9 protein-coding genes are annotated in these 13,043 nt (G+C 33.3%); 4 read left to right on the top strand and 5 right to left on the bottom strand.

Features of this window, described 5'->3' with window-relative positions; all coding sequences use genetic code 11:
- Positions 1 to 111 precede the first annotated feature (111 nt).
- Positions 112 to 2,667: a sodium-translocating pyrophosphatase gene (locus DFR66_RS10605; protein WP_114754820.1), complete on the top strand. Its 2,556-nt coding sequence runs from the start codon at positions 112 to 114 to the stop codon at positions 2,665 to 2,667.
- Between the two features lie 85 nt (positions 2,668 to 2,752).
- Here the strand turns inward: DFR66_RS10605 and DFR66_RS10610 are convergent, their stop codons facing one another.
- From DFR66_RS10610 to DFR66_RS10625, 4 genes are all read right to left on the bottom strand, one after another.
- The gene (locus DFR66_RS10610; RefSeq protein WP_099713600.1) at positions 2,753 to 3,367 is read right to left on the bottom strand and encodes a deoxynucleoside kinase; all 615 of its coding nucleotides are present in this window, start codon (positions 3,365 to 3,367) and stop codon (positions 2,753 to 2,755) included.
- On the bottom strand, positions 3,367 to 4,158 hold the full coding sequence (locus tag DFR66_RS10615) for a hypothetical protein (RefSeq protein ID WP_114754821.1): 792 nt from the start codon (positions 4,156 to 4,158) through the stop codon (positions 3,367 to 3,369). Before DFR66_RS10615 ends, DFR66_RS10610 begins: the two co-directional genes overlap by 1 nt.
- 86 nt (positions 4,159 to 4,244) lie before the next feature.
- Positions 4,245 to 4,931 carry a response regulator transcription factor gene (locus DFR66_RS10620; protein WP_114754822.1) on the bottom strand — a complete coding sequence of 229 codons (687 nt, stop codon included), beginning with the start codon at positions 4,929 to 4,931 and terminating at the stop codon, positions 4,245 to 4,247.
- Positions 4,918 to 6,444, bottom strand: a complete 1,527-nt coding sequence (locus DFR66_RS10625; protein ID WP_114754823.1) for a sensor histidine kinase — start codon at positions 6,442 to 6,444, stop codon at positions 4,918 to 4,920. Before DFR66_RS10625 ends, DFR66_RS10620 begins: the two co-directional genes overlap by 14 nt.
- Positions 6,445 to 6,563: 119 nt before the next feature.
- On the opposite strand from DFR66_RS10625, the gene DFR66_RS10630 reads away from it, so the two are divergent.
- The 3 genes from DFR66_RS10630 to DFR66_RS10640 all read left to right on the top strand — a co-directional run bounded on the left by DFR66_RS10630 (position 6,564) and on the right by DFR66_RS10640 (position 11,164).
- On the top strand, positions 6,564 to 7,394 hold the full coding sequence (locus DFR66_RS10630) for a GLPGLI family protein (RefSeq protein ID WP_114754824.1): 831 nt from the start codon (positions 6,564 to 6,566) through the stop codon (positions 7,392 to 7,394).
- Positions 7,395 to 7,489: 95 nt separating this feature from the next.
- Positions 7,490 to 8,383: a GLPGLI family protein gene (locus tag DFR66_RS10635; RefSeq protein ID WP_114754825.1), complete on the top strand. Its 894-nt coding sequence runs from the start codon at positions 7,490 to 7,492 to the stop codon at positions 8,381 to 8,383.
- 30 nt (positions 8,384 to 8,413) lie between these two features.
- Positions 8,414 to 11,164 (top strand): TonB-dependent receptor, encoded by a 2,751-nt coding sequence (locus DFR66_RS10640; protein ID WP_114754826.1) that lies wholly within the window; start codon positions 8,414 to 8,416, stop codon positions 11,162 to 11,164.
- A 73-nt stretch (positions 11,165 to 11,237) separates the two neighbouring features.
- Here the strand turns inward: DFR66_RS10640 and metK are convergent, their stop codons facing one another.
- Positions 11,238 to 12,488: a methionine adenosyltransferase gene (gene metK / locus DFR66_RS10645; protein WP_114754827.1), complete on the bottom strand. Its 1,251-nt coding sequence runs from the start codon at positions 12,486 to 12,488 to the stop codon at positions 11,238 to 11,240.
- Positions 12,489 to 13,043 lie beyond the last annotated feature (555 nt).

Here is a 13,043-nt window from a genome sequence, read left to right on the forward strand (position 1 = left end):
TTTTACATTTTATTTTAAACAAAAAAAGCAATATTCTGTTAAGAGTATTGCTTTTTTGTTTAAATTCGTTTTGTTACACTATTAATATTAACCAAAAACCAAACCAAAATTATGAATACAATAATGATTTATTTGCCAATTGCTATGGCATTTATTGGACTGGCATTTATGTTTACAAAACGTGCATGGGTTTTAAAACAAGATCCGGGTGACGGTAAGATGAAAGAAATTTCAGATTACATATACGAAGGAGCCTTGGCTTTCCTGAAAGCAGAATATAGATTATTGTCTTTCTTTGTAATTGGAGCAAGTATTGTTTTAGCAGGAATTTCATTTATTGTTCCCACCACACATATATTAATAGTGGTAGCTTTTATTTTTGGTGCTTTTTTCTCGGCCTTAGCAGGTAATATGGGGATGAAAATAGCAACAAAAACAAATGTTAGAACTACACAAGCAGCACGTACGAGTTTGCCGCAAGCTTTAAAAGTCTCTTTTGGCGGTGGAACCGTAATGGGATTAGGTGTTGCAGGTTTAGCTGTTTTAGGGCTAACTACTTTCTTTATTTTCTTCTTTCACTTTTTTATGAATGGAATTTGGACTTCAACCGAAGATATGACTATTGTTCTAGAAACTTTAGCAGGTTTTTCTCTTGGAGCAGAGTCTATCGCTTTGTTTGCCAGAGTTGGTGGCGGAATATATACTAAAGCTGCCGATGTTGGAGCTGATTTAGTGGGAAAAGTAGAAGCTGGGATCCCTGAAGACGACCCGCGTAACCCTGCTACAATTGCAGATAACGTAGGAGATAATGTGGGTGATGTTGCCGGAATGGGAGCTGATTTATTTGGTTCTTATGTAGCAACCGTTTTAGCGGCTATGGTTCTGGGGAATTATGTTATCAAAGATATGGGAGGAAATATTCAAGATGCTTTTGGCGGAATAGGGCCTATTTTATTACCAATGGCTATTGCAGGTTTTGGAATTTTATTTTCTATTGTAGGAACTATGGTTGTTAAAATTACCGATGATAATGCTAAAGAAGCGCAAGTACAAAGTGCTTTAAATATGGGGAATTGGCTTTCGATAGGATTAACCCTAATTGCATGTTATTTTTTAGTTGACTATATGCTCCCAGAAACGATGAAAATGGATTTCTTTGGTGAAGGCACTAAAGAGATTTCGTCCATGCGTGTTTTTTATGCGACTATAGTTGGACTAGTAGTGGGCGCTGTGATTTCATCTGTTACTGAATATTACACAGGATTGGGTACAAAACCTGTTATGGCTATTGTTCAAAAATCTTCAACAGGAGCAGGAACAAATGTAATTGCAGGTTTAGCTACGGGAATGATTTCTACGTTTCCAACGGTTTTATTATTTGCAGCAGCAATTTGGACTTCGTATGCATTAGCAGGATTCTACGGTGTGGCTTTGGCTGCCTCAGCGATGATGGCAACAACAGCAATGCAATTGGCAATAGATGCTTTCGGACCAATATCAGATAACGCAGGTGGAATTGCTGAAATGAGCGAATTACCAAAAGAAGTACGTACCCGAACTGATATCTTGGATTCTGTAGGAAATACAACTGCAGCAACTGGAAAAGGATTTGCTATTGCTTCGGCAGCATTGACGTCTTTAGCTTTATTTGCAGCGTATGTAACTTTTACGGGAATTGATGGAATCAATATTTTTAAAGCGCCAGTTTTAGCAATGCTATTTGTGGGTGGAATGATACCTGTAGTTTTCTCTGCCTTAGCCATGAATTCTGTGGGGAAAGCGGCAATGGATATGGTGTATGAAGTTCGTCGTCAGTTCAGGGAAATTCCAGGAATTATGGAAGGAACCGGAAAACCGGAGTATGCAAAATGTGTCGATATTTCTACAAAAGCAGCTTTACGCGAAATGATGTTACCGGGAATTTTGACTATAGGTTTCCCTATTGCTATTGTACTTTTAGGGAAGTTAGTGTATGCTGATAACAATCAATTAATTGCCGAAATGTTAGGTGGTTATATGGCTGGAGTTACCGTTTCAGGTGTACTTTGGGCAGTGTTCCAAAATAATGCTGGTGGTGCTTGGGACAATGCCAAAAAATCTTTTGAAGCAGGAGTTATGATTAATGGTGAAATTACATATAAAGGTTCTGATGCGCACAAAGCAGCGGTTACCGGAGATACTGTTGGTGATCCTTTCAAAGACACTTCAGGACCATCTATGAATATTTTGATCAAATTGACTTGTTTAATAGGTTTGGTTATTGCTCCTATTTTAGGGAATGGTCATTCAGATGTGGCTTCAGTTATGTCTTGTTGCACTGCTCATTCAAAAACAGAAATGGTTTACGATACTGGCAAATGTGACCCATCAAAAATGGCTAACATGACAAAAGTAGAATGTAAAGCGATGTGTAAAGAAAACGGATGTACACCTATACAAACAGCAAAATGTTTGGCAAATTTTGATGCCAATGGTAAATATAAATATCAAAAAACAGATTGTTTTGATACCAGTAAATACGAGAAAAAAACCGTAAATGTTAGTATCTCTTATACAAACGGAAAGACCGTTGGGAAAGTAACTAAAATAGTAAACGGAAAAACAACAACAGCGGTTTTTGAAGGTACAGAAGCTGAAGTAGAAGCTAAAATTGAAGCTGCGAAGTAAAACAGCATATCATATAAAACATAAATGCCTTGCAATTTGCAAGGCATTTATGTTTTATAATAACGGGTTATCTTTTTTTTTTAATCTAAAACAACCCATTCAACTCCGCATCAATACGGTTAAAAATATTTCCTAAGTCTTCTGGATTATCCACGAAATTTATGTTGTCAACATCAATAATTAATAATTTTCCTTTGTCATAGGTTTGAATCCAACCTTCATATCGTTCGTTCAAACGGCTCAAATAATCAATAGAAATCGAATTTTCATATTCGCGACCACGCTTGTGTATTTGCCCTACTAGATTAGGAATGGAGCTTCTTAAATAAATCAATAAATCAGGCGCTTTAACTGTAGACTCCATCAATTCAAACAGAGAAGAATAATTCTGGAAATCACGATTGGTCATCAAACCCATTGCATATAAATTAGGAGCAAAAATATGGGCATCTTCATAAATAGTTCGGTCCTGAATAATTTTTTTACCGCTTTCGCGAATTTGCATCACCTGACGGAAACGACTATTTAAGAAATAAATTTGTAAATTAAACGACCAACGTTCCATTTGATGATAAAAATCGTCTAAGTATGGGTTGTCAACGACATCTTCAAAATGCGGTTCCCACTTAAAATGTTTCGCTAATAATCGAGTTAAGGTTGTTTTTCCGGAACCTATATTTCCTGCTATTGCTATGTGCATTACGGTATTGAGATTTTATAATTTGTAATTCCTGCTGTTGTAAAAATAGATAAAATTTGGTCCTTGTAACAGAATTTTTTAAACGTTTTTTCTGAAATTTCAATTTCAGTTTTTTTATCTTTTTCTAAATCATATAAAATCAAAACAGCGTCCTTAGAATAAATAAACTGCTTTTCATTAATTATTTCAATCCATTCAAAATCAGGAATTATTCCTTTGCTTTTTATTTTACCAAAAATATCGCAAGCGTACCAATTGTTCTTATTATCAATCCATTGAAAGATATTGAAATCTGAAGAATAATTCTTAATACTTTCTACAAAAGGAACAGAAACGGTTTTATATTCCTTGTTTAAATAATCAAAAAAACCCAATTGCTGATTCAAACTATTGAAAACCCACAACTGATTTTGAGAAGAAATCCCAATTGCAGTGGCTACGATTGGACTAATACTTTCTGAAAAATTGATTTTTTGCGTCTCATTTAATTGATTGTCTAAAATGACAACTGTATTAAAATTTTCGTAAAACAATACAATTTTAAGCGGATTTTGTAGGTCAACTTTTGTGATTTTGCCCAATGAAATATTTTTATATTCTAAAGTTTGAAGTGTTCCTATTTTAGAAAAAACATTGTTTTTGATGGTGTAATAAAAACCAAATGAATCGTAACCTACAAATGCATCTCCATCAAAACGAATAGAATCGATTTTAACAGCAGTTAGTTTTGGGTTCTGACTGAAAACAATTGAAAACGAGGTAATAAAGAGCAAAAGTACTAATTTTTTCATGAAAGCGAAATTACGATTAATTCTTTTATTTTATTAAATGTTTATCGGCTTATATAAAATTGAGCAGTACAAAAAATAAAAATTTGTTAGGGGCACAGTAGTTTGTACCCTTGGTTCCGAATATTTATAATTTCTATCGAGTCATCTTGATCTAATTTTTTTCTTAATTTGGTGATAAAAACATCCATACTACGAGTGGTGAAAAAATCTTCGGTCCCCCATAAAAGAATCAAAATAATAGAACGCTCGATAATGCGATTTTTGTTTTGGTACAAGCAATATAAAAGCTCTGATTCGCGATGCGTTAGTTTTTGGGAAGTATTTTGAAAAACTAATTCTTGTTTTACCCTACTAAAATTGTATTTACCAATTTTAAATATTGTGTCTTCTTGCATCAATTCATTTCTGTATAATAAAGCTCGTATTCTAATGATCAATTCCTCCATACTAAATGGTTTTTTGAGATAATCATTTCCTCCACTTTTGAACCCATCAATAACGTCATGTGTTTGCGATTTTGCTGAAAGGAAAATTATTGGAATATGCTTATCTGTTTTCCGAATTTCAGCAGCAACGGAATAACCATCTTTTACAGGCATCATTACGTCTAGAATCATTACGTCGGGTTTAAATTCATAAAAAGAATCGATCGCTTCTTGTCCGTTATGACAATGAAAAACTTTAAAATCCCTTGTTTCAAGACTTTCTTTTATTATTTGTGCCAGCGTTTCTTCATCTTCTGCTAATAAAGCTGTTATTTTATTTTTTGTCATTTAAGTAGATTGTGAAATTGGTTAGATTAGGACTGCTTTCAACTTGTATGACCCCGCCATGTTTTTCTATAATTTTTTTTGTATAAAAAAGACCTATACCAAATCCTTTTACAGTGTGAATATTTCCTTCGGACTCTCTGAAAAATTTATCGAAAATATAAGAGAGATTTTTTTTTGCAATGCCATTTCCATTATCGCTCACTATTATTTTTAATTCATCATGGTTCTTATTTAGATTAATTTTTATGGAATCACCTCCATATTTTATTGCGTTATCAATTAAATTCGAAATAGCATTTTCAAAATGAAAGAGGTCAATATCAAGTAAGATGCTATCAATGTTGGTTTCGAATTTGAAAATCTTGTTAGGATTTGATTTTGCAAAAGTATCAACTAGCTTGTACAATAGTGGTACAATGTTTTCTCTTTGTTTCTCTAATTGTAATTGTTCATTCTCTAAGTAAGCGGTTTCTAAAAATTCCTCAACTAGTATTTCAAGTTTTTTTAATTGACTTTGCGAGATTTCAATGTAGCGGTTTGTTTTATCAATATCCTTTTCATTGTTAAAGAACTTTATTCCTTCTAATGCGGCAGAAGCAGTTGTTATAGGTGTTTTAAATTCATGAGTTATATTGCTGATTAAATCGCTTTTAATGGCGTCAATTTTTTTCTGTTTCTTTATGATATGAACTAAATATAGTAGGCAACTGATAACAGATAATGAGAGAATTAGTGATAGCAGTATTCCTGCTAAACTGTACTTAAACAATACATATTTTGGATTTGAAAAGCGCACAACAAGTTCTTCATTTTTAGGTAGGTATTTTGAGTTCGACTTTATTTTTAAAGGTAAAATAGAATTAATATCATTTTTGTAATGATCAAAAAGTGCGTTTGAGCGGTAGTGTTCTATTCGATAGGAAAGTTTAATATCCTTATTTTTAAGTTCATTATCGAATGATTTGCTAACAAACTGGAAATCGATAGAATCTCGTACAGTTGCAAAAGAAATAGTATTTTTTTTGTTTTTAAGGCTCGCAATGCTATCAAAAGTTTTAATCCCTTTAAGGGTTCTTGTTTTTAGGTTTTTATCTTTAGTTTTTGTAAGAGATTGCATTTCTTTTTTTTGCAATTCATTATGTGCCAAAATGAGAGAATCTGGAGTGACATCGTAGCTTACATAAAGGCTCGGAGCCGAATTGCTTTCTTTGTTTGTTGGCTTCTTTTTACCTTTCGAGATTTCTTTTTTAAAAACATTGCTTTTAATTAATTGATCAAAAAAATCAGATTCACTAAGATTTGCATCTTGATTTATAAATATCACATAATCATCTTTAATGCCCAATTCATAATAATTAGTGACACTTTTTTCAAATGCTGTATGTACGTCATTAAGAAGTCTTCGCTTGTTCTCTTCGTAGTTTTTTATATTCCAAAATAATTGAATGGCAACTGTTATAATTATTACAACGGTTATAAAACAGACTACTAAATTGGTTTTTATGTTTTTCATTTCACAAAAATAGGGACTTATTGTTCATTATACATATGGTTAACAAACGTTAACTTTCATTAACCATTTACCATCAATAATAGTCTTTGTTTTGCATACTAATCGAAAAAAAACACACTATGAAAAAAAGATTTAACTTAGTAATGCTTATCACGAATTTAGCATTTTCTACCGCAATATTCTCTCAAGATTCCCACGGGATTGTACATTATGAATACAAAGAAGATATGGCTGGGAAGGTTACTTTTCAAACTTCAAACGGATCTGAAGCGTTGGACCAAAATATAATGCAAAAAATTCAAAAGAGTTATGAAAAAACTTTTGAATTACGTTTTAATCAAACAGAAGCAATTTATCAAGAATTTCAAAAGGTTACTATGAAAGACGGTTCAGGAAACGCTACGTTTGATAGGCTGTATTCAAACCTTTCAAAAAAGGTATTGATTGAAGAGGTTGAGAACGAGTGGGACTCTAGAAAATATTTGGTTAAAGATAGTTTATCAAGATACAATTGGACATTGGAAAACAGTACAAAAACAATAGGAGACTATATCTGCTATAAGGCAATTTCTGTTGTAAAAGTTTCAGACAAAGATGTTGCTGATTATGAAAATCAAATTTCAAAAAATAATTTAAAAAGTATCAGTTTATTATCGATAGATCCACCAAAGGACAAAACTATCATCGCTTGGTATACACCTGAAATACCCGTGAGTCATGGTCCAGAAAAATATCAAGGGCTGCCTGGATTGATTTTAGAGGTCAATGATGATGGTGCGGTTTGGTCATGTTCAAAATTAATATTAAATCCGTTAAAAAAGACAATCGTTAAAATTCCAACAAAAGGGAAAATGATTTTTAAAAAAGAATATGATATTTTAGTTGAGAAACAATTAGAAAAGATGAAAGATGAAGATGGCGTGATTCAATTACAAATTCTTGAAGATTAAACCATATATAATTATGATAGTCTTATTATTATTTTAACAGAATACTTGTAACAAAAATAGTATTTTTCACTCTTATTTATTAAAATCCAATAGTTATGTACAAAGTAATTTTAGCATTAATTGTAACAGTCGCATCATTTATGGGACTTCAAGCTCAGGAATTCCAAGGAATGGCTGTTTATGAATCAAAAACCAGTACTTCCGATTTCAAAACTCGAATGGAAGGCAATAAGGACATGACTCCGGACATGCAAAAAATGATTGAAGAACGAATGAAAAAAATGTTCGAAAAAACATTTATTCTCAACTTTAACAAAACGGCTTCTATTTATAAAGAAGAAGAAAAACTTGAAGCTTCGGCTCAAGGTGGCGGTTTCCGTATGATGTCAAGTTTTGCTGGTGGTGGCGGAACGTATTACAAAAACGTAAAAGACAAACAATACAGCAACGATAAAGAGTTTATGGGGAAAGAATTTATGATAAAAGATTCCTTAACCAGTTTGAATTGGAAAATGGAAGCTGAAACTCGAGTGATTGGTGGATATACCTGTTACAAAGCAACTGCTATCAAAAAACCAAGTGCTACTGATTTTAGAAATATGCGTCCTCGAAAAGAACAAAGCGAGATAAAAGATAGTGCAAAACCTGCTGAGGAGAAAAAAACCAATTTCTTGGATGCAATTGAGGTGCCAAAAGAAATCGTAATCACTGCTTGGTATACTCCCGAAATTCCAGTAAGCCAAGGACCTGAAGGCTATTGGGGTTTGCCAGGATTAATTTTGGAAGTCAATGACGGACGCACCACTATTTTGTGTTCAAAAGTAGTTTTAAACCCAAAAGATAAAGTTGAAATTAAAGCTGTTGCCAAAGGAAAAGTAGTTTCTCAAAAAGAGTATGATGATGCCGTGATAAAAAAAATGGAAGAATTTAGGGAAATGAATCAAGGTCGTGGAGGAAATGGCGGCATGCAAATACGTTTCGGAAATTAATACCAACCCAATAGTTACAACCATTTTATAATGAGAAAAATTTTAGTATTTATCGCTCTAATTGCGGTGTCTGTTTCTTATGCCCAAAACATAAAATTAGAAGGTTTGGTGCAAGATAAACAACAACAACCTTTAGAAATGGCCAACGTAATGGCAGTGAATCAAACCACCAAGGCAATGGATGCTTACGCCATTACCACCGATAAAGGAAAGTTCATTTTGAATTTAAAAGCTAACACGACTTATGTTTTAAAACTAAGTTATCTAGGTATGCAAAATAAGGAAGTCACCATTTCTACACTTGCTCAAAACATGGTACAAAATATCACCATGGAATCTGGTGGAATTGAGCTTGATGGTGTAGAAATTGTGCGCGAAATGCCAGTTTCTATCAAAGGGGATACCATAGTGTATAATACTGATTCGTTTAAAACCGGAGAAGAACGTAAATTAGAGGATGTTTTTAAAAAATTACCGGGTTTTGAAGTAACAAGTGATGGACAGGTGCAAGTGGAAGGGAAAAAAGTAACTAAACTTTTTGTAGACGGAAAGCCATTTATGGAAGGCGATACGAAACTGGGTTCTAAAAACATTCCATCTGATGCGGTTGATAAAGTGCAGGTATTGCGTAATTTTAATGAGGTGTCGCAAATGAAAGGCCTCGAAAACAATAATGACGATATTGCTATTAATATCAAACTCAAAAAAGGTAAAGATAAATTTTGGTTTGGGGATGTTAGTGGTGGTTTGGCAAACGATAAAGGGTATATTTTTAACCCGAAATTGTTTTATTATTCGCCAAAAACAAGCATCAACTCCATTGTAAACCTCAATAACATTGGTGAGGTTTCATTGACTTCGGCTGATTTTTTCAGAATTAATGGTGGCGCTCGAAACACGATTGGCCGTAACGGTACTTCATTATCTCTTAATCGAAACTTTTTTGGTTTATCAGGTGGCGATAATGTGGCCAAAGCGAGTGATAAATTTGGAACGATCAACATCAATCATTCGGTTTCTAAAAAATGGACATTGTCTGGGTTTGCGGCGTATTCAGCAACATTCAATCAGTCTATTACCAATTCAGAACGCGGAATTTTTGAACCTAATACCACCAATATTGCAACTTTAGAAAACAGAAAAAATAATACCGAGTCTCGTAATAATGCTTTCATTTCTAAGTTTGGTTCGAAATACAAGGCTAATGATAATTTTCAATTGGATTATGACGCGTTTTTCAGGAAGAATGATCAGCAAGATGTAGACAATAGTCAAACCAATTTCACCTCTACTTCAAACGGCAATACGGTAACTAATAATAACACTGTAATTGCTTTTCAAAAGCAAGCGCCAGCATCGTTCAATCAGAGTTTGAATATGTTTTATACTCAAAATCCAAAGTCAACTTGGGTGTTAGAAATGCAACATCAATACGAGGATGAAGATCCATTTTACAATCCGCAGCTTTCGATAAATCCGTATCAAAATGCGAGTTCGACAAATCCCAACGATCCAAGTGCAGTTTTTGTAAATGAAAATGCCCTAAACATCCAGCAATCTCGTTTTGTAAAAACCAATAAGTTAGATGCAAAAATTGACTATTTTTATCAAATCTCGAACAAAAGTATCTTGAATGTAACTGCGGGAAATACGAATGCTTACCAATCGTACAATTCTAGTATTTTGCAAATTCTTCAAGATAATTCAGTAAATCCAGTGGAGCAAGCAACGTATAATAATGATGTGCGTTACCAATTTAATGATGCTTTTATAGGTTTACATTATAAGTTTATTAGAGGTAAGTTTACTTTTAATCCTGGTTTTTCTTTGCACCAATACAACACTTCAAACGAACAATTTGAATCGCCATTCAAACTTAATTTTACCAGATTATTGCCTGATATGTTTGCGCGTTGGGACTTGAAGAAATCAGAAAATGTAACCTACAATTTCAACATGCGTAACGGCTTTAATGATGTAAATGCTTTAGTTGAAGGATTTATTTTTACCAATTTTAACAGTTTGTCACGAGGAAATGCGCAATTAGAAAATTCATTAATTACCAGCCATCGTTTGAATTATTCTAAGTACAACTTGTATAATTTCACTACAATTTTTGCTAACATCAGTTATACAACTACCAAAGATCCAGTGGTTAATGGAGTTTCTTTTCAAAGTATTTATTCCACTTCGGATCGTTTGAATTTAGATGCTGAAAACGAAAATTTAAACGGAAATTTGTTTTACTCTAAAAGTTTCAAAAAGTATTACAAAGTTACCGCTGGCGCCAATGCAGGTTGGAACCGTAATTTTGTATTAAACAGAAGAGTTAGTAACGGCGCTACTCAAGAGTTTATTCAAGGAATTGAAAATGTAAATCATTCGTACAACCTGGCCTTTGCAACGCAATTCAAAAAATATCCAAACCTAGATTTGGGTTACCGTGTGAATTTTTCAGAGCAAGCATCTAATAAATTCACCACACAGACGCCAACTGTAAAGCTTAATTATTATTTCTTGAATGGTTTGAATGTTAATTGGGATTATGCTTTTAACAGATTTAAAAATGAAACCAATGGTGTGACAAACGATTTTAAAATCATGACTGCTAGTTTGAATTACATCAAGAAAGATGCAAAGTTTGAATACCGAATTCAGGCGAATAACTTGTTAAATACTAGATCTAGGTTGAACAACAGTTTTAGTGTAAATGGTTTTAATGCCAATGAAAACGTAATTTTACCACGCTTTGTAACTTTTATTGTAAAGTACAACTTATAGGAGAAAGTTCGGAAACTAAAAAAGGGGATTTTGCGTTGGCAAAATCCCCTTTTTCTATAATATAAATTGTGTATTACAATCCGAAAGCAGTTTTAACTTGGTCAACAAAATCTAATTTTTCCCAAGTAAATAAATCAACAGTAACTGTTTTTTCTAATCCACCAGGAGCTTTAAAAGTTTTGGTTACAGTTTCTGGAGTACGTCCCATGTGTCCGTAAGCAGCAGTTTCGCTATAAATTGGGTTTCTTAACTTTAATCGTTGCTCTATAAAGTACGGACGCATATCAAAAATAGCTTCTACTTTTTTAGCAATTTCACCATTAGTCAAATTCACTTTTGAAGTTCCGTAGGTATCAATAAAAATCCCCATTGGTTTAGCCACACCAATCGCATAGGAAACCTGTACTAAAATCTCGTCAGCAACACCCGCTGCAACAAGATTTTTAGCGATATGACGTGTAGCATACGCCGCACTTCTATCTACTTTACTTGGATCTTTTCCAGAAAATGCACCACCACCGTGAGCACCTTTTCCACCGTAAGTATCTACAATGATTTTTCTTCCAGTAAGTCCAGTATCTCCGTGAGGTCCTCCAATTACAAATTTCCCCGTTGGGTTAATGTGGTATTGAATCGCATCGTTAAATAAATGAGCATGCTCAGGATTTTTAGCAATGATTCTCGGGATCAATATCTCGATAATATCTTTTTTGATTTTAGTTAGCATGGCAGCTTCTTCGTCAAAATCATCGTGTTGAGTAGAGATAACAATCGCATCAATACGAGTTGGTTTGTTATCGTCACTGTATTCTAAAGTTACTTGTGATTTAGCATCAGGACGTAAATATGTTATTTCGTTATTTTCACGTCTTAAAACAGCTAATTCTTGTAATAATTTATGAGACAAATCAAGTGCCAATGGCATGTAATTTTCAGTCTCGTTAGTTGCATAACCAAACATCATTCCTTGGTCACCAGCGCCTTGCTCTTCTTTGCTTGCTCTGTCAACACCTTGATTGATATCAGCAGATTGTTCGTGAATAGCAGAAAGGATTCCACAAGAATTGGCTTCAAACATATATTCGCTTTTCGTGTAACCAATTTTTTTGATTACATCACGAGCGATTTGTTGTACGTCTAAATACGTATTTGATTTTACTTCACCTGCCAAAATTACCTGGCCAGTAGTTACTAAAGTTTCGCAAGCTACTTTTGAGTCAGCATCAAATGCTAAGAAATTGTCAATTAATGCGTCTGAAATTTGATCTGCAATTTTGTCTGGATGTCCTTCGCTTACAGATTCTGACGTAAATAAATAGGCCATAATAATTATTATTTTTAAATTAAGCGAGAAAAAATAATTGCTGAAAAGGACTAAAGGAGGGTTCCTGCTTTAGCATTTTTTCTACTGAAAAATTATCAGCATCCATAATGAATTTGTTTCATTATGAAGAGGTTGCAATCAGTTCAAATTTTTCCTCTTGTATTTGGGTGCAAATGTATGAAACCATTTTGAATTGCAAATTAAACTTAACTTTTTTTTGATGATAAATGTTTTTCTATTCGTATGTGCATTCAAAAAAGGAGAGAGTGTTGGGATTTCTTAATTTTTTTATAACATATTTGGAAAATTCAGAAATAGTTAACATTTTTGATTTAATAAAAAACAAAATATGAAATTTAATGTTTGTAATATGTCAAAATCCATTAAGGAAAATTCCTGTGGGTCGCGTATTGCTTAAGATTAAATTAAAACTTATATAGCAAAAGCCTCCCAAGAAAATGAGGGCACTGAAAAACTTCGCTTATTTTGATTAGAGTCGTTTTTTAGACAATAAAGAAACGCTTATAACAGGATTTTAAACATCCGTTATAAGCG

It is taken from the genome of Flavobacterium glaciei (assembly GCF_003350545.1).
Taxonomy (GTDB): Bacteria; Bacteroidota; Bacteroidia; order Flavobacteriales; family Flavobacteriaceae; genus Flavobacterium; species Flavobacterium glaciei.

Bases quoted from the DNA above. Each gene is read 5' to 3' on its own strand.
- DFR66_RS10605 (WP_114754820.1), top strand. From the start codon at position 112: ATGAATACAATAATGATTTATTTGCCAATTGCTATGGCATTTATTGGA.
- DFR66_RS10610 (WP_099713600.1), bottom strand. From the start codon at position 3,367: ATGCACATAGCAATAGCAGGAAATATAGGTTCCGGAAAAACAACCTTA.
- DFR66_RS10615 (WP_114754821.1), bottom strand. From the start codon at position 4,158: ATGAAAAAATTAGTACTTTTGCTCTTTATTACCTCGTTTTCAATTGTT.
- DFR66_RS10620 (WP_114754822.1), bottom strand. From the start codon at position 4,931: ATGACAAAAAATAAAATAACAGCTTTATTAGCAGAAGATGAAGAAACG.
- DFR66_RS10625 (WP_114754823.1), bottom strand. From the start codon at position 6,444: ATGAAAAACATAAAAACCAATTTAGTAGTCTGTTTTATAACCGTTGTA.
- DFR66_RS10630 (WP_114754824.1), top strand. From the start codon at position 6,564: ATGAAAAAAAGATTTAACTTAGTAATGCTTATCACGAATTTAGCATTT.
- DFR66_RS10635 (WP_114754825.1), top strand. From the start codon at position 7,490: ATGTACAAAGTAATTTTAGCATTAATTGTAACAGTCGCATCATTTATG.
- DFR66_RS10640 (WP_114754826.1), top strand. From the start codon at position 8,414: ATGAGAAAAATTTTAGTATTTATCGCTCTAATTGCGGTGTCTGTTTCT.
- metK (WP_114754827.1), bottom strand. From the start codon at position 12,488: ATGGCCTATTTATTTACGTCAGAATCTGTAAGCGAAGGACATCCAGAC.